At 38.2% G+C, this 23,434-nt stretch carries 18 protein-coding genes; 10 read left to right on the top strand and 8 right to left on the bottom strand.

The features are described from left to right. The 3 genes from FJA49_RS04665 to FJA49_RS04655 all read right to left on the bottom strand — a co-directional run bounded on the left by FJA49_RS04665 (window position 1) and on the right by FJA49_RS04655 (window position 2,729). Window positions 1–906 carry an AraC family transcriptional regulator gene (locus tag FJA49_RS04665; protein WP_139999361.1) on the bottom strand — a complete coding sequence of 302 codons (906 nt, stop codon included), beginning with the start codon at window positions 904–906 and terminating at the stop codon, window positions 1–3. Between the two features lie 81 nt (window positions 907–987). Then, the gene (locus FJA49_RS04660) at window positions 988–1,830 is read right to left on the bottom strand and encodes an SDR family NAD(P)-dependent oxidoreductase (RefSeq protein ID WP_139999359.1); all 843 of its coding nucleotides are present in this window, start codon (window positions 1,828–1,830) and stop codon (window positions 988–990) included. 50 nt (window positions 1,831–1,880) lie between these two features. Continuing rightward, the gene (locus tag FJA49_RS04655; protein WP_139999357.1) at window positions 1,881–2,729 is read right to left on the bottom strand and encodes an SDR family oxidoreductase; all 849 of its coding nucleotides are present in this window, start codon (window positions 2,727–2,729) and stop codon (window positions 1,881–1,883) included. A 344-nt stretch (window positions 2,730–3,073) separates the two neighbouring features. Here FJA49_RS04655 and FJA49_RS04650 point away from each other — a divergent pair, with 344 nt between their 5' ends. The 4 genes from FJA49_RS04650 to fabF are packed head-to-tail and all read left to right on the top strand — an operon-like array spanning window position 3,074 to window position 6,158. Next, the gene (locus FJA49_RS04650; RefSeq protein ID WP_139999355.1) at window positions 3,074–3,658 is read left to right on the top strand and encodes a TetR/AcrR family transcriptional regulator; all 585 of its coding nucleotides are present in this window, start codon (window positions 3,074–3,076) and stop codon (window positions 3,656–3,658) included. A gap of 46 nt (window positions 3,659–3,704) precedes the next feature. Then, complete coding sequence (locus FJA49_RS04645; RefSeq protein ID WP_139999353.1) at window positions 3,705–4,454, top strand: SDR family oxidoreductase; 750 nt, start codon at window positions 3,705–3,707, stop codon at window positions 4,452–4,454. A gap of 10 nt (window positions 4,455–4,464) precedes the next feature. After that, complete coding sequence (locus tag FJA49_RS04640) at window positions 4,465–4,899, top strand: PaaI family thioesterase (protein ID WP_139999351.1); 435 nt, start codon at window positions 4,465–4,467, stop codon at window positions 4,897–4,899. Further along, complete coding sequence (gene fabF, locus FJA49_RS04635) at window positions 4,896–6,158, top strand: beta-ketoacyl-ACP synthase II (RefSeq protein ID WP_139999349.1); 1,263 nt, start codon at window positions 4,896–4,898, stop codon at window positions 6,156–6,158. Before FJA49_RS04640 ends, fabF begins: the two co-directional genes overlap by 4 nt. On the opposite strand, the gene def is transcribed toward fabF, so the two are convergent. Genes def through glmM form a run of 3 tightly spaced genes read right to left on the bottom strand, consistent with a single transcriptional unit; the run spans window position 6,145 to window position 8,626 of the window. Then, window positions 6,145–6,795, bottom strand: a complete 651-nt coding sequence (gene def / locus FJA49_RS04630) for a peptide deformylase (RefSeq protein ID WP_139999347.1) — start codon at window positions 6,793–6,795, stop codon at window positions 6,145–6,147. The two genes, fabF and def, sit on opposite strands and share 14 nt — an antisense overlap. A 34-nt stretch (window positions 6,796–6,829) precedes the next feature. Further along, window positions 6,830–7,234: a CCC motif membrane protein gene (locus FJA49_RS04625; RefSeq protein WP_139999345.1), complete on the bottom strand. Its 405-nt coding sequence runs from the start codon at window positions 7,232–7,234 to the stop codon at window positions 6,830–6,832. Window positions 7,235–7,237: 3 nt separating this feature from the next. Continuing rightward, window positions 7,238–8,626 carry a phosphoglucosamine mutase gene (gene glmM / locus FJA49_RS04620; RefSeq protein WP_139999342.1) on the bottom strand — a complete coding sequence of 463 codons (1,389 nt, stop codon included), beginning with the start codon at window positions 8,624–8,626 and terminating at the stop codon, window positions 7,238–7,240. Window positions 8,627–8,716: 90 nt separating this feature from the next. Here glmM and FJA49_RS04615 point away from each other — a divergent pair, with 90 nt between their 5' ends. The 6 genes from FJA49_RS04615 to FJA49_RS04590 all read left to right on the top strand — a co-directional run bounded on the left by FJA49_RS04615 (window position 8,717) and on the right by FJA49_RS04590 (window position 20,573). Beyond that, a complete protein-coding gene (locus tag FJA49_RS04615) occupies window positions 8,717–9,301 on the top strand; it encodes an acyl carrier protein phosphodiesterase (RefSeq protein WP_139999340.1) in 585 nt (194 codons plus the stop codon). A gap of 73 nt (window positions 9,302–9,374) precedes the next feature. Further along, window positions 9,375–11,195, top strand: a complete 1,821-nt coding sequence (locus FJA49_RS04610; protein WP_139999338.1) for a chloride channel protein — start codon at window positions 9,375–9,377, stop codon at window positions 11,193–11,195. A gap of 217 nt (window positions 11,196–11,412) precedes the next feature. Next, window positions 11,413–14,244, top strand: a complete 2,832-nt coding sequence (uvrA, locus tag FJA49_RS04605) for an excinuclease ABC subunit UvrA (RefSeq protein WP_139999336.1) — start codon at window positions 11,413–11,415, stop codon at window positions 14,242–14,244. A gap of 25 nt (window positions 14,245–14,269) precedes the next feature. Then, window positions 14,270–14,995, top strand: a complete 726-nt coding sequence (locus tag FJA49_RS04600; RefSeq protein WP_139999334.1) for an LOG family protein — start codon at window positions 14,270–14,272, stop codon at window positions 14,993–14,995. A 224-nt stretch (window positions 14,996–15,219) separates the two neighbouring features. After that, a complete protein-coding gene (locus FJA49_RS04595; protein ID WP_139999332.1) occupies window positions 15,220–17,964 on the top strand; it encodes a gluzincin family metallopeptidase in 2,745 nt (914 codons plus the stop codon). 203 nt (window positions 17,965–18,167) lie between these two features. Continuing rightward, window positions 18,168–20,573, top strand: a complete 2,406-nt coding sequence (locus FJA49_RS04590) for an alpha-ketoacid dehydrogenase subunit alpha/beta (RefSeq protein ID WP_139999330.1) — start codon at window positions 18,168–18,170, stop codon at window positions 20,571–20,573. A 156-nt stretch (window positions 20,574–20,729) separates the two neighbouring features. Here the strand turns inward: FJA49_RS04590 and FJA49_RS04585 are convergent, their stop codons facing one another. Continuing rightward, window positions 20,730–21,251, bottom strand: a complete 522-nt coding sequence (locus FJA49_RS04585; protein WP_139999328.1) for a hypothetical protein — start codon at window positions 21,249–21,251, stop codon at window positions 20,730–20,732. A gap of 5 nt (window positions 21,252–21,256) precedes the next feature. Next, window positions 21,257–23,422: a cysteine peptidase family C39 domain-containing protein gene (locus FJA49_RS04580; RefSeq protein WP_139999326.1), complete on the bottom strand. Its 2,166-nt coding sequence runs from the start codon at window positions 23,420–23,422 to the stop codon at window positions 21,257–21,259. Window positions 23,423–23,434 lie beyond the last annotated feature (12 nt).

The raw sequence follows: 23,434 nt of genomic DNA, 5'->3' as shown, positions 1-23,434 counted from the left end.
TTATGCAGAACGATAAGCCGAAGGCGCTACCTGCATCTGCTTTTTGAAAAAGTTATTAAAATGGGCCGGCTCTTCAAATCCCAGGCAGTAACTGATTTCCGAAATGTTCCAATCCGTATGTTTTAATAATGCCTGTGCTTCATTGACCAATCGTTGTGAAATCAAATCGGTTGTTGTCTTTCCGGTAGTCGTTTTTATGGCACGGTTCAGGTGATTGACATGGACATACAGCTTTTCCGCAAAATCCTTGGCAGAACGGAGCGTGAACCGCTGTGACGGTGATTCAATAGGAAACTGTCTTTCCAGCAATTCGGTAAAAACAGAAGTAATCCTTGAATTCGCATCCGGATGCTGGTACAGTTTTTCAGACGGCTCAATTTTCATTGCACTATGGATCATTTCTGTAACGTAATTCCGAATCAGGTCGTATTTGTAAACATAATCCGAATTGATTTCGTTAATCATCCTTAAAAAAATATCACTAATCTGCTTGTCCTGCTCTTCATTAAGGATATAAGCCGGCTTACCTCCTATTTTAAACATGGGCAGGCTGGAAATGCTGTTTCGTAAGGACTCCGTAAAAAACGATTCTTTGAAAATACAGAAATAGCCTGATCGGTCGTCAGACAACGATTCAACGGTATAAGGCACCTGTGGGTTGAAAAAAATAAGTGCCGATCCGTTGACCTCAAGACTTTTGTCGGCATAATGGAAAACATTTTTTCCTCTTGCCAGACTTATTTTATAAAAATCTCTTCTTGTATAACTTATCGGGACATATACATCGTTTTTATAGCAGTCTTCGGCTCTAATAACGTTGAAATAACCCAATCCTTGCTGTAAATCCTCAGGTAAGTAATTGAGCTTTTGTTTGTAAAAATCCTCTATCGTTTCGGTCTTCGGCATAATTTTATTTTTTAGGGAACCAGCCTTTTTACAGGCTGGTTATATATAGTAAGTTTCAATTGTAAAATTCAAATACGGCTATTATTCCTGAAAATCGGTAGAAAGGCTGGTATCTTTCCAATCTTCTAACATCTGCGTAAGCATTCCTAATTTTGCTGACGCTCTTCTATAAGCATCGCTTCCAAGATATAATCTTACAGGAGGATTATCGCTTTCAGCCAGATTAATCATTACCTCTGCAGCTTTTTCAGGGTCGCCTAACTGATTGCCATTCATCGTATGGAACTTATCGTGTGACGCATGAACATCTTCATAGTCTTCAATTGAGTTTTCTGCAAATACCAACGATTCTTTTGTCAAAAACTGCGTCCTGAATGCTCCCGGAGCAATTGCTGTGACTTTGGTTCCAAGCTGTCTTACATCATCTGCTAACGATTCTGATAAGCCAATGATGGCGTGTTTTGCCGCCGCATAAATAGACCATCCCGTTGCAGGCGCAAAGCCAGCTATAGAAGAAATATTGATAATATATCCGGAACGTTGTGCTCTTAGATAAGGCATGGCGTATTTGATGACATTGATAGTCCCGAAAACATTGATATTAAAGGCTTCCGAAATTTCTTCTTGCGACAATTCTTCAATAGCACCTCCTATTCCATAACCGGCATTGTTCACAATCACGTCAATCTTTCCATAAACTTCCTGTGTTTTCCTAATGGATTCAGCCACAGACTGCTCATCTACAAGATCTACCTCCAAAGGTAAGAAATTTTCTGAAGATCCGGCGCCTACTGCTTCGCTTAAAGCTTCGCTATTTCTTGATGTTGCGGCAACTTTATAACCTGTTGCCAATAATTTTTTAACTAATGTAAGTCCCAGTCCTTTTGAGGCTCCTGTTACATACCAAATTTTATCTGTTTTCATTTTTTTTCGTTTGTGTTTAATAAATAAGGCTTGCGTCGTAAAAGAATGTATTAGTTGTCGAATCCGGTAGCTGCGGCATACTCCCGAACCGCTTCCATATTTTCTTTTACTGCTTGTATTTTGATTTCGGCCATTGCATAAGCATCCTGTCCTAAAAACAAGTGAACCGGAGGATTTTCCATTTCGGCTGTTCTGATAAAAGCCAATGCTGCTTTATTTGGATCACCTTGCTGGTTGCCATTGATTTCGTTTTCATGAGCTGATTGGACCTCTCTAACTGTCTTGTATTCCTGAAGTTGGTTTTTAGGCACACTCAACGAGCTGTCTTTTAAGAAATCCGTTCTGAAATAACCTGGAGAAACAATAGTCGCTTTTATCCCGAAAGGTTTTACTTCTTCTGCCAAAGACTCCGTAAATCCTTGTACGGCAAATTTGGTCGCACAATAGATTCCAAACCCAGGAAAAGCTCCCGTGAATCCTCCAATAGAAGATACATTAAAGATATGTCCTGATTGCTGCTCTCTCAGATAAGGCAATGCTTTTCGGATTACATTTAAAGACCCGAAAACATTGACATCGAAGTTCTGTCTTGCTTCCGCATCGCTCAGTTCTTCCAAAGCACCTGCAAGACCGTAACCTGCATTGTTTACGACTACATCAATACTTCCAAATTGGCCCACTGTTGCTTGTATGCTTTTTTCTATACTTTCTTCACTAAGAAGATTTACCTGCAAAGGCAAAAAGTTATCCGCATCTCCTATCGCTTTTCTAAGTTCTTCTAAACTTCTTGATGTGGCCGCCACTTTTTTACCTTCGCTTAGTAACTGTTTCACCAGAGCCAAGCCCAAGCCTTTTGATGCTCCTGTGATATACCAAACTTTCTGATTTGAATTTTCCATGATTTAGTTTTTTAAAGATTAATGATTCTGTTTGAATTTGATAAGGCAAAATTATTGTCAAAGTGGAATGCGGTTATTGCGCTGAGCAAAGCAAAAATTGCGAAATTCAAACAATTCTTAATTTCAGGTGGATTGTACTAAGCAAAAAGTAAATGGCTCACTTTAAGATCTCATAATAAACTTTGCGCCTCTGCGCCTTTGCGAGCAACTATTTTCACGCAAAGTCGCAAAGACGCAAAAGCCCGATTACTAAGCACTTTCCGAGGGCGATAAAAACTTTAATCAAAAATTAACAAATAATACCAATCGGTATATTTACCTTTGTTTCGAAATTTAATCCTATCATGGGCAAGGCAGAAAAAACCAGATCCTACATCATAGAAAAAACAGCACCCATCTTTAACGTTAAAGGTTATGCGGGCACCTCTATGAATGATATTACGGAAGCTACTGGTCTTACCAAAGGGAGTATCTATGGAAATTTCAAAAACAAGGATGAAGTTGCCTTGGAAGTTTTTGAGCACAACAAAAAGAAAATGCAGGACTTGTTTGCTTTGGAAATCAGCAAAAAGAAAACCTATAAAGACAAGCTCCTTACTTTTCCCGAATTATACGAGCAATTTTTCACCCGACATTTTATTCTTGGCGGCTGCCCGATTATGAATACGGCAATTGAAGCAGACGACACCCACCCACAACTGAAAGAAGCAGCCAAAAAAGGATTTTTGACATGGAAAGACAGCCTGGCGCATATTATCCAGAATGGAATTGACAACAAAGAATTTAAGCCCGAAACCAATCCCGAAGAAGCGGCCTTATTGATGTTATCTATCATAGAAGGTACCGTAATGATTGCAAAGCTTACCGGAAAAATAAATTACCTTAATACACTGATGCTTTCCTTGCGAAACATCATAAACGAATTCTAATTTTTTTTAATCAAAAATATACCGATTGGTATAAATAATTTACAACATGAAAACGAGCAAAAACACAATCTTAATTACAGGCGGCGGTTCCGGTATTGGATATGAATTCGCCAAAATATTCTCCCAAAATGACAATCAAGTCATTATTACAGGAAGAAATGAAGAAAAGCTTAACAAGGCTGCGGCTTCACTAAAAAATACTACAGCTATAGCTGCGGATATTACTAAAGAAGAAGATATAGACAGGCTGGCACAAATAATCGCAAAGGAATATCCTAATCTGAATGTACTAATCAATAATGCCGGAAATGCTTCATATTACGATGTTTTGGAATTAAATACCGACGCCTTTGCAAAAGCCTCAGATGAAATCAATACCAATTATCTTTCTATCGTACGACTTACGGAAAAATTGCTGCCGGTACTGAACTCACAAAAGGAATCCGCAATCGTAAACGTATCTTCTATCGTAGCATTGGTTCCAAGTAAAACCCTGATTACGTATTCTGCCAGCAAAGCTGCGTTGCATTCTTATACCCAATCTTTGCGAATTGCTTTGGACAGAAGCACTTATGCGACACAAGTCTATGAAATAATGCCGCCTTTGGTAAATACTGATTTTTCAAAAGAAATAGGCGGTGAAAACGGAATCAGCCCGGAAATAGTAGCACAGGATTTATTGCGTGCATTTGAAGAAAACCAATACGAAATTCATGTTGGACAGACATCCTATATCTATGAACTATCGCTCTCATCTCCAAAGGATGCCTTACTGACGATGAATTCTCAATCTTAAACAGAAAACGATGAATAACGACGCTTTTATTTTTTTAGAACAGCATATTGGCAAAGAAGTAACGCAATCTCCTTCTCCATTCATGAATTGGCTAAAACCAAAAATGCTTGCTGTTACTGAAGGTAGCCTTTCTTTTGAATATACAGTCAGGAAAGAAATGACCAATCCTTTTGGAACAATGCATGGTGGCGTCATAGGTGCTATTATTGATGATGCCATAGGTGCCACGCTAATTTCTTATGGCGAACCTCATTTTTATGTCACAATCAACAATGTGATCGATTATTTTGCTTCGGCCAAAGAAAACGATATCATTATTGCCACAACTGCCATCAACAAAAAAGGAAAAACCATTGTCAATGCCCAGTGCGAAATCTGGAACAACGATAGGACAAAATTGCTGGCAAAAGGCTATACCAACCTGCTAAAAACAGAAATAAAATGAAACGAGTAGCAATAACAGGCTTAGGAGCCATAACACCATTAGGAAATTCTGTCGATGAATTCTGGAACAATATCATTGCAGGAAAAAGCGGAGCAGGATTGCTGACCAAATTTGATACTTCAAAATTCAAAACCCAATTTGGATGCGAAGTAAAAAATTTCAACCCTGAAGACTATATGGATCGGAAAGAAAGCAGAAAATATGACCTGTTTACGCAATATGCCGTAGCAGCTTCTGATCAGGCCATTAAAGATTCTGGATTGGACTTTGCTTCCATGTCCCAAAAAGAACGCTCTGATGTTGGTGTTATTTGGGCCTCCGGAAACGGAGGTATTTCGACTTTTGAAGAACAGTTAAAAGAATTCTTTACAGGCGACGGCACGCCTCATTTCAATCCGTTCTTTATCCCAAAAATGATTGTAGATATTGCAGCAGGCGTGATTTCAATCCGACACAAACTACACGGCCCAAATTATGCCACCGTTTCGGCTTGTGCTTCCAGTAATACGGCACTGATTAATGCTTTTGACACCATCCGTTTAGGCAAGGCAAAAATCATGATTGCTGGTGGATCTGAAGCGGCAATCACAGCAGCTTCTGTTGGTGGTTTTAATGCATCCCAGGCATTATCAAAAAGAAATGACAAGCCTCAAAAAGCATCACGCCCTTTTGATCAGAATCGGGATGGTTTTGTTATTGGTGAAGGTGCCGGAGCGTTGATTCTTGAAGATTGGGATTATGCAATAGCCAGAGGTGCCACAATCTATGCCGAAATGGTGGGTGGCGGTATGGCAGCCGATGCCTACCATCTGACAGGAACTCCCGAAAATGGATTTGGAGCTGCCCTTGGTATGCAAAAAGCCTTGGATGAAGCCGGTATAACTGCAAAAGATGTAGATTATGTCAATGCTCATGCGACCTCAACACCGCAAGGCGATAGTAGTGAGTTGAATGCAATTCGTGAAGTTTTTGGGAGTCATGAAGTAGCTATTAGCGCAACCAAATCAATGACCGGACACTTGTTAGGAGCCGCCGGAGCCGTTGAAAGTATCATCACGGTTTTAGCCTTAAAAAATGATATCATTCCTCCTACTATTAATACAACAGACATTGATGAAGCCATGGCAGGACTGAATATTGTTTTGGGTAATTCTGTACGCAAAAAAATGAATTACGCCCTAAACAATACGTTTGGTTTTGGAGGCCATACAGCCAGTACCGTTTTCAAAAAATATACGGATGGAGCTACTGCCTCTTAAGGCGTTTTTCTATAAACAGGTTGATTTCATTGCTAACAGGAGAAACTTCAAGTTTTTCCTGTTCTTTCATTCTGTCCGTAAAAAGTATACCTTTAAGATGGTCGGTTTCATGCTGGAAGATTACTGCCGTAAAACCCTCAATGATTTCTTCTTGCTGCTTTCCGTTTTTGTCTTGGTAGGCTAATTTTATCGTATAATTTCTTAAGACATTACCGCTGATATCCGGAATGGATAGACAGCCTTCCATTCCTTTACGAAGCAAGGCTGAACTCCATACAATTTTTGGATTTAGATACAGTTCAAAAGGCTCACCTTCCTTATCAAAACGCTGTACCCAGATGACATTTCTATTAATTCCTACCTGTGGTGCCGCAATTCCTATTCCCGGATTGGCAGGATCACGCATTGCCAGGTACATTCTTTCTGCCAATAACGGAAGTAGCTTGTCTTTAGGGTCAATATCGGCAGAAACCGATTTGAGTATTTTTAATTCCTTTTCCTCCGTAATCTGGATTACCTTGAGCATTGCTTTTGTATCTCCGGACTGGATCAGGTCTTTTTCCGACTTTGTAAAGTTCTGAGCCGAAACGCCAATCGCCAGAAACAAAAACACATATAACAAGATTCTCTTTTTCATGATAAAAAGGTATTAATTTAATCAACTTCCTAAATTAGGTAATAGCTGCCAAAACAAAAACAAAAGCTAAAAATATAAGGAATAAAGAGCCTAGCGACAATCCGATAATAGCACAAACCCTTCCGGCACTTAAATTCGGATAACCGTCATATTCACCTGGATTTTCACGGTGCAATCGCATATCATTTTTAGAAATAACGAGTGCAATAATTCCCAACACAACTCCAAAAAAACCGTAGCAAAATGCTGCTACTATTGACATGATTCCTAAAATGAGTACAGTTACTGCATTAGGAAGTTGTTTTCTGTAATAGAGTTGCCTGTATTGTTCTTGCCTAAGCGGCTCTGGTCTGGGTGGTTCCGGCCTATATGATTCTGGTCTATTTGGTTCCGACCTATGCGATTCAGCCCCATAATTTCCCTGATGTTGCTCTTCCATTACTTATATTCCTGCTATTATTTTAATTTCATCTATAATTCTCAAAGCTAAAGCATCGGCTTCTGCCTGGCTTTTTGCTTCGGTATAAATCCTGATAATTGGTTCTGTGTTTGATTTTCTTAAATGCACCCAGTTTTGAGGAAAGTCTATTTTTACTCCGTCTACCGTTGAAATATTCTCCGATTTATACTTATCTGTCATAGCCGTCAAAATAGCATCAACATCAATCTGAGGTGTCAATTCAATTTTGTTCTTGCTCATGAAATATTCCGGATAAGAAGCTCTCAATTCAGAAACTTTCATCTTTTTATTGGCCAAATGCGTCAAAAACAAAGCGATTCCTACGATAGAATCACGACCATAATGCAACTCAGGATAAATAATACCTCCATTTCCTTCTCCTCCAATCACGGCATTATTCTTCTTCATCAGTTCTACTACATTGACTTCACCAACAGCACTTGCTTCATAATTTCCACCGTGATTGTTGGTCACATCGCTCAAAGCACGGGAAGAAGACATATTGGATACTGTATTTCCTGGCGTCTTGCTTAGTACATAATCAGCTACAGCAACCAAGGTATATTCTTCTCCAAACATTTCGCCATCTTCAGAAATAAAGGCCAAACGGTCTACATCCGGGTCAACTACAATTCCAAAATCTGCTTTTTCGCTTACAACTAGTTCGGAAATATCGGTCAAATGCTCCTTTAAAGGTTCCGGATTATGCGGAAAATGTCCGTTTGGCTCGCAATACAATTTTACAACCTCAACTCCCATCAATTCTAGTAATTTAGGAACAATTATTCCTCCTGAAGAATTCACGCCATCAACCACAACCTTGAATTTGGCTTGTTTCACGGCTTCAACATCTACCAAAGGAAGTTCCAACACTTCATCGATATGAATATCCATATAAGCGTCATTAGGAGTGATTTCTCCTAAGCTGTCCACATCAGAAAAATCAAAGGCTTCTCTTTCGGCAATATCTAAAATTTTAGCTCCTTCGGCACCGCTAAGGAATTCTCCTTTTTCATTTAGTAATTTCAAGGCATTCCATTGTTTCGGGTTATGGCTGGCTGTCAAGATAATTCCGCCATCTGCTTTTTCCAACGGAACGGCAACCTCAACAGTTGGTGTTGTCGATAATCCCAAATCAATAACATCAATTCCCAATCCGATAAGTGTATTCACTACCAGATTATGAATCATAGGCCCTGAAATTCTGGCATCACGGCCAATTACTACAGTCAGTTTTTCTTTCTTAGAGTAGTTTTTCAACCAGGTTCCATAAGCCGATGCAAATTTTACAGCGTCAACCGGAGTCAGGTTATCTCCTACTTTACCTCCGATAGTGCCTCGGATTCCTGATATTGATTTGATTAATGTCATATTTTAGGTTTGATATTTTGTTTAAAATTTAAATTGTTAGCAAATATATGAATTGCACTTTAAGTAATATAAAATTCATAAATTAGGCGAATGAATTTTCTAGCCCATATTTATCTTTCAGGCAATAACGACTTCATGAAAATAGGTGGTTTCATGGCTGACGGCGTGCGTGGAAAAGATTACGAACATTTCCCTGACGATATCCGAAAAGGAATTATCCTGCATCGTGCCATCGATACGTTTACGGATGCACATTCCGTTTTTCGAATCAGCAAACATAGGCTTCATGAGCGCTATGGCCATTATTCCGGAGTAATTATCGATGTTTTTTACGACCATTTTTTAGCCAAAAACTGGCACGTCTATTCGGATGAAAAACTAGATGTTTTTGTGCGAAATTTTTATCAGTCCTTAGAAGACAATTTTGATGTCCTCACCCCTAAAGTCCAAAATATGCTGCCACACATGGAACGAGGCAACTGGCTTTGGAACTACCAGTTTGTTGATGGAATTGGAACTATTTTATCGCAAATGGACCGCCGTACCAAAGGCACTTCTAAAATGGGCGAATCTGTAAAAGAATTAGAAGAATACTATATCCAATTCGAACAGGAATTCACCTTGTTTTTTAAAGAGCTAAGGGAGTTTGTAGCTGAAAAAATTAAAACTTTATAGTAGTTTTATCAGTAAGATTTTAACAAAAGGCTTATTTTAGCGATTCTTAATCGTAATTTTTCCAAAAGAAAAAATGTCAGCCAAAAAAGCACCTAAAATAAAAGTATTTTTCAGAAATATCTTCCGACAAATTGAAACCTTGTTTTTTTTGTTCAAGAATTTTCTTTCTGAAAGGCATTTTATTTATTTATCCTGCGTTGTCGTAGGGATTTCGTGTGCTTTTGCCGTAATTGTGCTGAAAGGTTTTGCACACTCCGTTTTTGTGTTTGCTACCTATGTCAATGGATATTTAAAGCTGCCTTATATCAACAGTATACTTCCCATCATAGGAATCCTGCTGACGGTTTTTGTTGTCAAAAATGTATTGGATGGAAGTTTAGAAAAGGGAAGTTCCAGAATATTGTATGCTGTTGCAAAAAAAGGAGGCATATTACCAAAAAAGCAGATGTATGCACAGATAATCACCAGTTCCTTAACTGTAGGTTTAGGTGGATCAGCAGGATTAGAGTCACCTATTACGATTACCGGAGCTGCTTTTGGTTCTAACTTTGCCCAAAAATACCGACTCTCTCAAAAAGACAGGATACTATTGCTCGCCTGTGGTGTGGCTTCGGGTATTGCAGCGGCCTTTAATGCTCCTATTGCCGGAGTATTATTTGCTATTGAAGTCGTATTGACCGATGTTGCTATTACCGCTTTTATTCCGATTATGATTTCTGCTGCGACAGGAGCCTTGATTTCAACAATCGTTTTAAACGAAGACGTGCTTTTGTCCTTCAAACAGCAACAAACGTTTGACTATCACAATATTCCTTTTTATGTCCTTCTAGGAATTTTGGCCGGATTGGTTTCTGTCTATCATGCCAGAAAGTTTCAAAAAATAGAAGGCTTTTTTAAGAAATTTAAAAACGGAGCTTATAAAAAGGCGTTGTTTGGTGCTTCTATATTGGCCGTGCTTATTTTCTTCTTTCCAACACTTTTTGGTGAAGGTTATGAAAGCATCAAAACGTTATCTAATGCAAATCCCCAGATGCTTTTAGAAAACACCTTACTCGACGAATATAAGAGCAACGAATGGATTTTACTGTTGTTTGTAGGAATTACGATGTTATTGAAAGTGTACGCCACAGGACTCACGCTAGGCAGTGGCGGTAACGGAGGTAACTTTGCTCCTTCCCTTTTTGTGGGTTCTTATCTGGGATTTTTTGTTGCCAAATTCTTCAACATATTAGGCGTTGGAAAAGAACTTCCGGTTGGAAACTTCACCATTGTAGGAATGGCGGGAATATTGAGCGGATTGTTTCACGCACCATTAACAGCCATCTTCCTTATTGGCGAAATCACAGGAGGTTATAATTTGATGGTACCTCTGATGATTGTATCGTCTATAAGCTTTGCCGTTTCCAAACGATTTGAAACGCATTCTATGGATGTCAAGCATCTGGCAGATAAAGGCGATGTGTTTACCAGCGACAAAGACAAAAACATTCTTTCTAATATTGATATCTTAAGCCATATCAATTCAGAATACAAGACCGTTAGACGGGAAGACAAACTCGATAGTCTGGTCGAATACCTTACCAATTCCAGACAGGAAGTTTTCCCGGTTGTTAACACCAAAAATGAATTGATTGGAATCATTGACTTTGAAGACCTTAAACCTATTGTATTCAATGCTTTCCGATTAAAATACACAACCATTCCTGAAGTCATGAAACCGCCTTTGGACGTGATTTCTTATGAAGACGGAATGGAAGTAGTTATGGAAAAATTTGAAAATGCCCATCTGGAACAGCTTCCCGTTACCAAAAACGGCAAGTATTTCGGGTTTATCTCTAAGGTTCATGTGCTTGAAACCTACAGGAAGAAATTAAAAGAAATGGTTATCGAATAAAACCAGGCAGCGAAACGGTTTAAACGCTAAACTTTGCGGCTCTGTGCCTTTGCGTGAAAATAATTGCTTGCAAAGCATACAGATCTAAAAACTTTAAACCAAAAGCCTTACCGTTTTTCGAACTCATTTTGTTTTTAATAAATTTTAAGTTTTGGACATCAGTCTTTAACTAAAAATAAATTACAAAAACGTACCTTTGCGTTTTGCAAAAAAAGCTATGCTAGACACTGAAAATACGATTGAAGTTTTGGGCGCCCGCGTCCACAATCTGAAAAATATTGACGTTACAATTCCGCGTGAAAAACTGGTAGTAATTACCGGACTTTCGGGTTCGGGAAAATCGTCTTTAGCCTTCGATACGATTTATGCCGAAGGACAACGCCGTTATATTGAGACTTTTTCTGCTTATGCAAGACAGTTTCTTGGCGGTTTGGAACGTCCGGATGTAGATAAAATCGATGGACTTTCGCCGGTTATCGCAATCGAACAAAAAACCACAAGCAAAAGCCCACGCTCTACTGTAGGAACCATTACGGAAATTTACGATTTTCTGCGTTTGTTATACGCCAGAGCAGGTGACGCCTATAGTTATGTGACCGGAGAAAAAATGGTGAGCTATAGCGACGAACAAATCAAGGAGCTTATCTTCGAGCAGTTCAAAGGAAAGCGAATCAACATACTGGCTCCAATAATCCGTTCCAGAAAAGGACACTACCGTGAATTATTTGAGCAGATTACAAAACAGGGATTCCTGAAAGTCCGCATCAATGGCGAAATCAAGGATATTACTGCCGGAATGAAGCTGGACCGTTACAAGACACATGATATTGAAACGGTTATCGACAGAATGCAGATTGAAAATACGCCAGAAAATGACAAGCGTCTGACGGAAAGTATCAAGACAGCGATGTATCACGGTGATGATATTTTGATGATTATCGACCAGGACAGCCAAGAAATACGCTATTTTAGCCGAAACCTGATGTGTCCTACCTCAGGTATTTCCTATCCAAATCCGGAACCGAATAATTTTTCGTTCAACTCGCCTAAAGGCGCTTGCGACCATTGCAATGGCTTAGGAACCGTGAACGAAATCAACATGAAAAAGATCGTTCCAAATCCGAAACTTTCTATCAAACAAGGCGGTTTTGCTCCTTTGGGAGAATACAAAAGCTCTTGGATTTTCAAGCAGTTGGAAATTATTGGAGAAAAATTCGGTTTTAAATTGACGGATCCTATTGAGAAAATCTCTGACGAAGCCATGGAAGTTATCATGTATGGCGGCAAAGAGAAATTTGAGGTTTCTTCAAAAACATTAGGTGTTACAAAAGACTATAAGATTGATTTTGAAGGAATTTCAAACTTTATAAAAAACCAATTTGACGAAAGCGGTTCTACAACCATCAGACGTTGGGCTAAAGAATTCATGGACGAAGTAAAATGTCCTGTTTGCGAGGGTTCCCGTCTGAAAAAAGAATCCTTATATTTCAAAGTAAACGGAAAAAATATTGCAGAACTGACCGATATGGATATTTCTGATCTGGCTGTTTGGTTTGAGCAGCTGGACAAAGACTTAACTGAAAAACAAAGGAAAATTGCTTCAGAAGTTGTCAAGGAAATCAAATCCAGATTGAGCTTTTTGGTCAATGTAGGATTGAATTATCTGGCCCTAAGCCGAAGCTCAAAATCACTTTCCGGTGGAGAAGCTCAGCGAATTCGTCTGGCTACTCAAATCGGTTCGCAATTGGTTGGAGTGCTTTATATTCTGGATGAGCCAAGCATTGGGTTACATCAAAGAGACAATGAAAAGCTAATCCACTCATTAGAGCAGCTACGTGACATCGGAAATTCAGTTATTGTTGTAGAACACGACAAAGACATGATTGAAAGAGCTGATTATGTCATCGACATAGGTCCCAAAGCAGGACGATTTGGCGGACAGATTATCAGCAAAGGAACACCAAAGGAACTTTTGAAAGAACATACGCTTACCGCCTCCTATATCAATGGAGAAATGGAAATTGCAGTTCCGAAAAAGCGACGCGAAGGCAACGGAAAACTCCTAAAATTAACAGGAGCAACCGGAAATAACCTGAAAAATGTTTCTATTGAACTGCCTTTAGGCAAAATGATATGTGTGACGGGAGTTTCCGGAAGTGGAAAATCAACGCTCATCAATGAAACGCTTTATCCTATTTTAAACGCCCATTTCTTTAATGGCGTCAAAAAACCTCAGCCTTATAAAAAGATTGAAGGATTGGAGAATATTGACAAGATTATTGATATTGACCAGTCGCCAATTGGAAGAACACCACGTTCGAACCCTGCGACCTATACCGAAGTTTTTTCTGAAATCAGAAGCCTGTTTACGCAAACACCTGAAGCCATGATACGCGGTTACAAACCGGGGCGTTTTAGCTTTAATGTTTCGGGAGGAAGATGTGAAACCTGCGAAGGTTCAGGTGTACGCACCATTGAAATGAGCTTCCTGCCGGATGTTTATGTAGAATGCGAAACCTGTCAGGGAAAACGTTTTAACCGTGAAACTTTAGAAATACGATATAAAGGAAAATCCATTTCTGATGTATTGAACATGACTGTTGATGAAGGCGTGGAGTTTTTTGAAAATATCCCTAAAATCTATAGAAAGGTCAAAGCCTTGCAAGATGTTGGTTTAGGATACATTACACTTGGACAACAAAGCACAACATTATCCGGAGGAGAAGCCCAACGAATCAAGCTGGCAGGCGAACTGTCTAAAAAAGATACCGGAAATACGTTTTATATTCTGGATGAGCCAACAACAGGTTTGCATTTTGAAGACATTCGTGTTTTGATGGAAGTAATTGACAAGCTGGTTGACAAAGGAAATACCGTCCTGATTATTGAACATAACATGGATGTAATCAAGTTAGCTGACTATATTATTGACATTGGACCTGAAGGTGGAAAAGGTGGCGGACAGCTGATTGCCAAAGGAACGCCGGAAGAAGTAGCTAAAAATAAAAACAGCTACACCGCCCAATTCCTGAAAAAAGAGCTATCTTAGCAGGCTGATTAATTTTTTAAGAAAGATGAAAAAAGAGACATTCGAAAACGAAGACGACAAAATACAAGAAGTATTTAAACAAAAAACCTGGAACGAAATACGAAGCAATGATTCTTGGGCAATTTTCAAGATCATGTCCGAGTTTGTTAACGGTTACGAAAATATGGGAAGAATAGGTCCTTGCGTTTCCATTTTTGGATCGGCAAGAACCAAACCGGAAGACAAATATTACCTGCTTGCTGAAAAAATTGCCTATAAAATAAGTAAAGCCGGCTATGGCGTAATTACTGGCGGTGGTCCTGGAATCATGGAAGCCGGAAATAAAGGTGCCCACTTAGGCGGTGGAACCTCTGTAGGTTTAAACATTGAATTGCCATTTGAACAGCATTTCAATCCTTATATCGATAAAGACAAAAACCTGAACTTTGACTATTTCTTCGTACGCAAGGTAATGTTCGTAAAATATTCACAAGGTTTCGTGGTTATGCCGGGAGGTTTTGGAACTTTAGACGAACTTTTTGAAGCGATTACATTGATTCAGACCAAAAAAATCGGGAAATTCCCTATTATCCTGGTAGGAAGAGATTTCTGGGCAGGACTTATTGACTGGGTTAAGACCGTTCTGATTGAAAAATACAGCAACGTAAGCCCTGGTGATATGGATCTTATCAAAATTGTAGACAATGAAGACGAAGTATTGGATGTACTGGATAACTTCTACAAAAAATACAATTTAAGTCCTAACTTCTAATCCAAGAATTAATAGTTATACAATAAAGAGCATCCTCAAACAGGATGCTTTTTTGTTTTTGCATCTTTAAGCCAATCTTAAGCAACCTTTATTAGGAATTGTATCTAATTATAAGTAAACTTGCTATACTATAAAATCATAATTTGAGGACTTTCGCTAAAATTGCTATTGCTTGCCTGTCTTTATTTTTTTCCTTTAAGGGAAATGCCCAACATTATTCAAGGATGAATGTTGAAATCAACAGCGAAGAAAAGTCTGCCTACGTTCAGCAAGAAATCACTTTTAATAACCAGACTGGCGATACGCTGACCTCCATAATAATAAACGATTGGAATCAGGCCTATTCTGATAAAAACACGCCTTTGGCCAGACGATTTTCGGATGAATTTGTACGAAGCTTTCATTTGGCCCATGATGAAGATAGAGGAAAAACAGAAAACATAACCATTATCGATCAGGAGAACCTGTTTTTGAAATGGCATCGTTTTGAGAAACATCCTGATGTTATCGAAATCAATCTTCGAGAAAGAGTAGCACCAAACGAAAAAATAACGCTAAAACTGACCTATAGTGTCAAATTCCCCAATGATCGTTTTACCAAATACGGATGGAACGACAAGGGCGAATTCAACCTAAAAAACTGGTGCCTCACTCCTGCCCGTTATGAAAACCATCAGTTTATAAAATACAGCAATAACAATCTCGATGATATTGCTAATGCCGCTACAGATTTTGACATAACCTTAAAACTGCCTCCCGGACTTGTAGCAACCTCGGACCTGGATCAATTAAATTTGGTAAAAGACGCTGCTTTTTCGACCTATGAGTTGACAGGAAAAAATCGCATGGACTTTAACTTGTTTATTGAGCCAAAAATGACATTTTACAGTTACAAAAACAATAACGTTACTGTAGAAACCAATTTGAAGGAAAATAGACTAAATGATATCCAAAAGGCTATTGTTATTGACAGAATTGTAAATTTTGTTCACGAAAATATTGGGAATTATCCGTTTGAAAAAATAACCGTCTCCCAAACCGATTATGAAAGGAATCCTTTTTATGGGCTTAACCAGCTTCCTTCTTTTATAAGTCCGTTTCCGGATGAGTTTATGTTTGAGATAAAATTCCTGAAAACCTATCTGAACAACTTCCTAAAAACCAGCCTGCACCTGAATGCCAGAGACGACAACTGGATTTATGACGGTATTCAGATTTATACCATGATGAAATACATAGACGAAAACCATCCCAACAGCAAAATGATGGGCAACTTGTCACAATGGTGGCTTTTGCGCGGCTATAACCTCACTACTATTGACTTTAATGAGCAATACAGCTATTTCTATATGCTGATGGCCCGAAAAAATCTGGATCAACCTATTGGGGACCCTAAAAACACTTTTATTAAGTTCAACGAACAAATTGCAAGTAAATACAGAGCCGGACTCAGCCTTAAATATTTAGACAATTATCTTGGAAACGATGTGGTAGAAAACAGCATCAGGGAGTTTTACAACCTCAACGAGCAACATATTGCTTCGAGGGCAGATTTTGAAAACATCCTCAAGTCCAACGCCAAACAAGACATTAACTGGTTTTTCAAGACTATTATCGATTCCAGAGACATAGTAGATTACAGATTTACTGATGTTTCAAAAACAAAAGACAGCGTCACATTTACCGTACGAAACAAGGCAAACACCGTTGTACCTATTCCTGTTTATGGAATTAAAAAGAATGAGGTCGTTTTCAAAAAGTGGCTCAACAATATCAAAACCGACAGTACTTTTACCGTTCCACGCAACGATGCAGACAAAATCGTACTGAATTATAAAAATGAAGTTCCGGAATACAATCTTCGTAACAACTGGAAATCTTTAAAAGGATTCTTTTCACAGAACCGACCGATTAAGTTCAATTTCATGAAAGATCTTGAAGATCCGTATTATAATCAGATACTTTACATACCAACAATAAGCTATAATCTTTATGATGGACTTTCGCCGGGTATTCGTTTCAACAATAAAACCATACTCGACAAACCTTTTATTTATGAAATAAATCCTATTTATTCACCCAATACGCAAACACTGACTGGTTCATTTTCATTTCTCGTAAACCAGCAGAACCGCGATAGAAACCCTTTTAATATCCGTTATCAGTTAAGCGGTTCCTATTTCCATTATGCACCTGATGCTGCCTATACAAAATTAACACCTACAGTAACAATGCTTTTCCGTGAAAACAATTTCAGGGACAATAGAAAACAGGGGATTCAATTTCGGGAAGTGCTTGTAAATAGGGACAAATCGGCTTATAGCGTAGAAAGGACTGAGAATTATTCTGTCTTTAATGCCAAATATTATAATATAAAAACAGAAGTAACCAACCATTTTAATTTTTTAACCGACCTGCAGCTTTCAGGGAAATTTGGTAAAATCTCAACCGAAATTGAATACCGTAAACTGTTTGAGGACAACAGACAGCTCAATCTTAGGTTGTATGCAGGATCATTCTTTTACAACAGAACCAATACCGATTATTTTAGTTTTGCACTCGACCGTCCTACCGACTATTTATTTGATTATAACTATTATGGGCGTTCAGAAAGTACCGGATTTTTTAGCCAGCAATTGATTCTTGCCGAAGGTGGTTTCAAATCCAAACTCGATACTCCATTTGCCAATCAATGGATGACTACCCTTAATGGTAGTTTTAATATCTGGCAATGGATTGAAATTTATGGAGATGCCGGATTGGTTAAAAACAGACACACAGATCCTAATTTTGTGTATGATAGCGGTATCCGTCTTAATCTTGTAACCGATTATTTTGAACTTTATTTCCCGGTCTACTCCAGTAACGGATGGGAAGTAGGACAACCTCATTACAATGAAAAAGTGCGCTTTATCATTACTTTCAGTCCAAGAACATTGATTAATCTCTTTACCAGAAAATGGTTTTAAAATCCAATTTTGGCGCAAGAATATTGAGAATCAATTATTTCGTCTTAAAATTACATATAAAATAATTTTAAAGAGGTTTTACTGATTATTCTCTATTCAAAACATCATTCTTAGCTGTTTGGTTGAAAATATCAAAATTAAAACTTGCTTGTTTTATAAGAAGAAATGATTAAATTTGTTTTCTATTCAAGAAATTCCATTTTATGACACAGATAGCTTCCAAAAAAGAACTTTCGTTTGAAGATTTCAAAACCGAAGTATTGAATGACTATAAGATAGCCATTATCAGCAGAGAATGCAGCCTATTAGGACGCCGTGAAGTTTTGACCGGAAAAGCCAAATTCGGGATTTTCGGTGACGGAAAAGAAGTACCTCAACTGGCTATGGCTAAAGCTTTCAAGAATGGAGATTTCCGTTCCGGCTACTACCGCGACCAGACTTTTATGATGGCAATTGGCCAAATGACAATCCAACAGTTTTTTGCAGGACTATACGGCCATGCTGATATTGACCATGACCCGATGTCTGCAGGACGTCAAATGGGTGGTCACTTCGCTACACATAGTTTGAACGAAGACGGTTCATGGAAAAACCTTACTTTACAGAAAAACTCAAGTGCCGACATCTCTCCTACTGCGGGCCAGATGCCTAGATTGTTAGGATTGGCACAGGCCTCTAAAATATACAGAAACGTTTCCGGAATCAACAACAAGACCAATTTCTCTATCAACGGTAATGAAATTGCCTGGGGAACAATTGGAAACGCAAGTACATCTGAAGGTTTGTTTTTTGAAACAATCAACGCTGCTGGAGTCTTACAGGTTCCTATGGTTATGAGCGTTTGGGATGACGAATACGGAATTTCTGTACATGCAAAATACCAGACTACAAAAGAAAATATCTCAGAAATCCTGAAAGGTTTCCAAAGAGATAATGAAAATAAAGGCTATGAAATCATCCGTGTAAAAGGATGGGATTACCCGGCTTTGGTAACTGCTTACGAACAAGCAGCCAAGATTGCAAGAGAGGAACACGTTCCGGTGTTAATCCACGTTCAGGAACTGACTCAGCCGCAAGGTCACTCAACTTCAGGTTCACATGAACGTTACAAAAATGCTGACCGTTTGGCTTGGGAAGCTGATTATGATTGCATCCGCCAGATGAAATTATGGATGATTGCTATCAATATTGCTACTCAGGAAGAATTAGATGAGATTGATAATGCCGTTAAAAAAGATGTTCTTGAAGGTAAAAAAGCAGCATGGAGCGCTTTTGTAGATCCTATCAAAAAAGAGCAAAAAGAATTGGTTGCCTTATTGGAAAACATTGCAGCATCAAGCGAAAACAAGGTTTTTATCGAAAAACTGACTTCTGATTTAGCAAGTATTAAAGAACCAATCCGTAAAGATATCATCGTAACAGCACGAAAAGTGTTACGCCTTATTGCTAAAGAAAATGGGAAAAACCAGTTGGCGCAATGGATTACGGCCTATATTGAAAAAATACAGCCAAAATTCAGCTCTAACCTATTCTCAGAATCTACTCAAAATGTTCTTTCTGTAGAGGAAGTACGCCCTGAATATGCAGAAAATGCAGAAGAAGTTGACGGAAGAATCATCATCCGTGATAATTTTGATGCCATTTTCAGCAAATATCCTGAAACGCTTGTTTTTGGTGAAGATGCGGGTAATATTGGTGATGTTAACCAAGGTTTGGAAGGAATGCAGGAAAAATATGGCGAACTGCGTATCGCCGATGCTGGTATTCGTGAAGCTACAATTTTAGGACAAGGAATTGGAATGGCAATGAGAGGATTACGCCCTATTGCCGAAATCCAATACCTGGATTACCTGCTGTATGCTATCCAGATCATGAGCGATGATTTGGCTACATTACAATACAGAACCAGAGGAAAACAAAAAGCACCGCTAATCATCAGAACCAGAGGACACCGTTTGGAAGGTATCTGGCATTCAGGATCTCCAATGGGAATGATTATCAATGCTATTCGAGGAATACACGTTTTGGTTCCTAGAAACATGACCAAAGCTGCCGGATTTTACAATACCTTGCTAGAAACTGACGAGCCTGCTTTAGTTGTGGAATGCTTAAACGGCTACCGACTAAAAGAAACAATGCCAGTAAATATGGGTGAATTCAAAACGCCGATTGGTGTTGTGGAAACACTTAAAGAAGGAAAAGATATTACTTTGGTTTCTTACGGATCAACATTGCGTTTGGTAGAACAGGCAGCCAAAGAACTCCTGGAAATAGGTATTGATGCTGAAATCATTGATGTACAATCGTTATTGCCTTTTGACATCAATCACGATATCGTAAAATCGTTAGCAAAAACCAACCGACTGTTAGTAATAGATGAAGATGTTCCTGGTGGAGCTTCGGCTTACATTTTACAACAGATTCTTGACGAACAAAACGGATATAAATATCTTGACAGCAAACCGGAAACACTAGCTGCAAAAGCACACCGTCCGGCTTACGGAACTGATGGAGATTATTTTTCTAAGCCATCTGTTGAAGATATTTACGAAAAAGTATATGCTATTATGAATGAGGTGAATCCTGAAAAATTCCCTAATTTGTATTAATAATATTTCGTTATAAATGAAAAATCCAGCCAATGGCTGGATTTTTTTATTGGATACAATTTCAATTTTCTTTTGTCAATACTCTCTCAAAAATGTTCTGCATGAAACTTTTTGATGCTTACTACTCTTCCTTGAATCTTTCTTTGAAAATAAAAATTATTTCTTTTTCTTCAATTTAAGGGTTTTGGGATCAAAGGTTTTGTATGATAAAACATCAGTTATAGCTCTTGTAGGATATTCTCTGCCATTTCTTGTAATAAAAAGTGATTTATGAGGCAGTCCCTGATGGTGCAGAACAGGCAAAAATATTCCCCTGAACATTCCTTCCATAACAACTTCAAAACCGTTTGGGGTAAGTTTGGAACTATACCATTCCCATTCTCTAAGCCTTTTTAAACTATCAATCATAGCAGGAATATGTGATAATAAATCATCTTTATGATAATCATCTTCTTCAAGCTGATTTGTAAACTCAACAAGCTTTTTGGGTAGAAGCTTTTCCCATTTAGAACTTTCTTCTTTTAAATCTTTATTATCGAGAAAAGCTATTATAGTTTGCTTAAAAGTATTTAACTCATCTTCAGGATTAACTACACCTCTAACACTTATTATATCATATGTTGCTGTATTGGGTAACTCTCCTTCTTTATTATTTAGTATTCTTTCTTTTTCTGTCATGACTACTATTTTTTTAATGTTACAAATTTTTTATTAAATACTTTTTCAAAATCCTCGATGGTTATACTATAACTCGATCCTTGATTTAAAGGTAGCGGGTCTCTAACAAAGACTCTTCCTTTTTCAATTTTATCAACAACAATAGCATGGGAACCAAATTCTTCGGTTCTGACACTGACAATGGCTTTCTTATCACCTTTTTTCAGCAGTTTTTCCAAAGTTCCAACAGTAATGTTTTTATCTTTTATACCTCCTCGGGAAATGGTTTTAATTCCTTCAACATAGGCATTATCCAATGCTTTTGGAATGTCCAGAATGTTGGCTCCATTTCTCGTGGTATTCAAAGAATCAGCTAAATATTTTTCTGAACGGACAATTCCCAAATCTTCTAATGCCATTCTTAATGAATTAGCCGCACAGGTATATCCTTCCGTCTGTCCTAAAACAGCTCCTGTTGCAACTTCTCTTCTTAATGTTATGCCGGCATTTTCAAAAAAGGATTTATTGATATCGCCAAAATTATCGACATGTTTTCCTAATTCGTCTAATAGTTTGCCTTCCTCTTTAGCAAGATCATCTGTTTTATTAGACATTAACTTTTTAAGGAAGTCTCTAAATCCTGCCCAGCCGTTTTTGCACGCCTGAACAAATTTAGTAATTAGAACCCTGAAAAGCTGCAAAATATCTATTATTCCCATTGTTGCTACCGAAAAAGCTTCTCTGGCAACTAATTTCAAAGTTGCCATTACTTTTTCAAACATAGAAGCAGCTTCCGCTATTGCTGTAGCTCCTCCAGTAAATATTGCTAATACAACAGCAAGAACGACTTCAAAAATAAAACAGCCCGCATAATAAGCATAGTGATATGGTGTCAGTTTGCTTGCCTTACCCGCAAACACACTCAGAATCTCTTTCATATTTTCAAGACTGAAATCCAGAAAAAGTGTTTTTACTGCTGCAAAAAAATCAGAGGCTTTATCACTTATGAGGTCGATGATATCTTCTACAAATTCAAACTTGCTCTGCATGTCTCGATAACTTTCGCCAGTCAGCTTTTTATAGCTGTTAATCCCGCTTGTAAATTTGATAAGCCAGCCTATCAGCTGCAATAACATCTGTATGGTTGAGATAAGTCCGTTTACAAATCCCATCAACAATGCTTTGAAAAGCAATAAGGCTTCTCCAACAAGCTCTGCTAATTTTTTACAACCTTCTTTAAAAAAGTTAAGACATTCCTGGATTGTGGCATATGCCTTTTCAAACAATCTCAAAACACCCTTGGGTAGTTTTTCTTTCGCATATTGCTTGATGTTGGTAAGAGCCGCATCAAAACTTTGGGCAATTACTTTTTCAACTTCATCCGGAATTGCGTAGTCAATAACTTTTTTTATAGCCTCAACCTCCAGTTCGACCAATAATTCCAAGTATTCGATAAAACTCAGCCCTTCTTGTTTTTTTTGAGGGACATAATCTTTCTCCGTGAACTTGATTTTTTCCAACTGGTCACTCAATCCTATTGTAACCCAATCGATAAGCTCTTCCAATCCGCCAAAGATAGTCTTGAGCATAATACCTTCTGAACTGGTAATATTCAGTTCCGTATTCATAGCAAATTCTACCTTATCTCTATCAATGGTTACTCCATTATTTTGCAGAATTGAATGGTTATCAGTTACTTCATCACTGAAAGAATCGATTTCAACACCATTGATTTGTCCTCTGCGTGAAACAATAACCCGTTTCACATTATTCTTCAAGTCGCTGACTAAACCCCTATATTTCTCTCCAAACTTTATCAAGAGGAAAGTCCCAAATAAGTTGGACTTATTCGGATCATCTTTTTCGCAGATTATTACCATTTCATTAGCAGTCGTAACTGTCTTTTGGTAAGTATCCAGTACCTGCGAGCCATTGTCACACAATATAACCCTATAGGTGTACGAAAAATTATTGGTCACATTAGTGTCTCCTGCAAAAATGGATAAAGACTCATTCAGTTTCAGCAAGCTGCCATCTTTGGGTTTATTCCTTTCGTACAGCGGACTCACATAGGGACTGCTTCTTTGCGTATTTTTAAAGGCATCTTGGGTTTCTTCAAAATCTCGCATAGCAAGCCTATCCCAAAGACTCTGGCTTTTTTCGCCAAAATCTTCAAATATATCTGTTGCCATATTTAATATTTT

Origin of the sequence: Flavobacterium microcysteis (assembly GCF_006385255.1) — a bacterium.
Classification (GTDB): Bacteria; Bacteroidota; Bacteroidia; order Flavobacteriales; family Flavobacteriaceae; genus Flavobacterium; species Flavobacterium microcysteis.
This window is presented reverse-complemented; position numbering and strand designations above follow the sequence as displayed.

Coding starts and splice junctions, on each gene's coding strand:
- FJA49_RS04655 (WP_139999357.1), bottom strand. CDS start 2,729: ATGGAAAATTCAAATCAGAAAGTTTGGTATATCACAGGAGCATCAAAA.
- FJA49_RS04600 (WP_139999334.1), top strand. CDS start 14,270: ATGAAAAAAGAGACATTCGAAAACGAAGACGACAAAATACAAGAAGTA.
- FJA49_RS04590 (WP_139999330.1), top strand. CDS start 18,168: ATGACACAGATAGCTTCCAAAAAAGAACTTTCGTTTGAAGATTTCAAA.
- FJA49_RS04625 (WP_139999345.1), bottom strand. CDS start 7,234: ATGGAAGAGCAACATCAGGGAAATTATGGGGCTGAATCGCATAGGTCG.
- FJA49_RS04585 (WP_139999328.1), bottom strand. CDS start 21,251: ATGACAGAAAAAGAAAGAATACTAAATAATAAAGAAGGAGAGTTACCC.
- FJA49_RS04595 (WP_139999332.1), top strand. CDS start 15,220: ATGAATGTTGAAATCAACAGCGAAGAAAAGTCTGCCTACGTTCAGCAA.
- FJA49_RS04650 (WP_139999355.1), top strand. CDS start 3,074: ATGGGCAAGGCAGAAAAAACCAGATCCTACATCATAGAAAAAACAGCA.
- FJA49_RS04610 (WP_139999338.1), top strand. CDS start 9,375: ATGTCAGCCAAAAAAGCACCTAAAATAAAAGTATTTTTCAGAAATATC.
- FJA49_RS04640 (WP_139999351.1), top strand. CDS start 4,465: ATGAATAACGACGCTTTTATTTTTTTAGAACAGCATATTGGCAAAGAA.
- fabF (WP_139999349.1), top strand. CDS start 4,896: ATGAAACGAGTAGCAATAACAGGCTTAGGAGCCATAACACCATTAGGA.
- FJA49_RS04615 (WP_139999340.1), top strand. CDS start 8,717: ATGAATTTTCTAGCCCATATTTATCTTTCAGGCAATAACGACTTCATG.
- FJA49_RS04645 (WP_139999353.1), top strand. CDS start 3,705: ATGAAAACGAGCAAAAACACAATCTTAATTACAGGCGGCGGTTCCGGT.
- uvrA (WP_139999336.1), top strand. CDS start 11,413: ATGCTAGACACTGAAAATACGATTGAAGTTTTGGGCGCCCGCGTCCAC.
- FJA49_RS04580 (WP_139999326.1), bottom strand. CDS start 23,422: ATGGCAACAGATATATTTGAAGATTTTGGCGAAAAAAGCCAGAGTCTT.
- FJA49_RS04665 (WP_139999361.1), bottom strand. CDS start 906: ATGCCGAAGACCGAAACGATAGAGGATTTTTACAAACAAAAGCTCAAT.
- glmM (WP_139999342.1), bottom strand. CDS start 8,626: ATGACATTAATCAAATCAATATCAGGAATCCGAGGCACTATCGGAGGT.
- FJA49_RS04660 (WP_139999359.1), bottom strand. CDS start 1,830: ATGAAAACAGATAAAATTTGGTATGTAACAGGAGCCTCAAAAGGACTG.
- def (WP_139999347.1), bottom strand. CDS start 6,795: ATGAAAAAGAGAATCTTGTTATATGTGTTTTTGTTTCTGGCGATTGGC.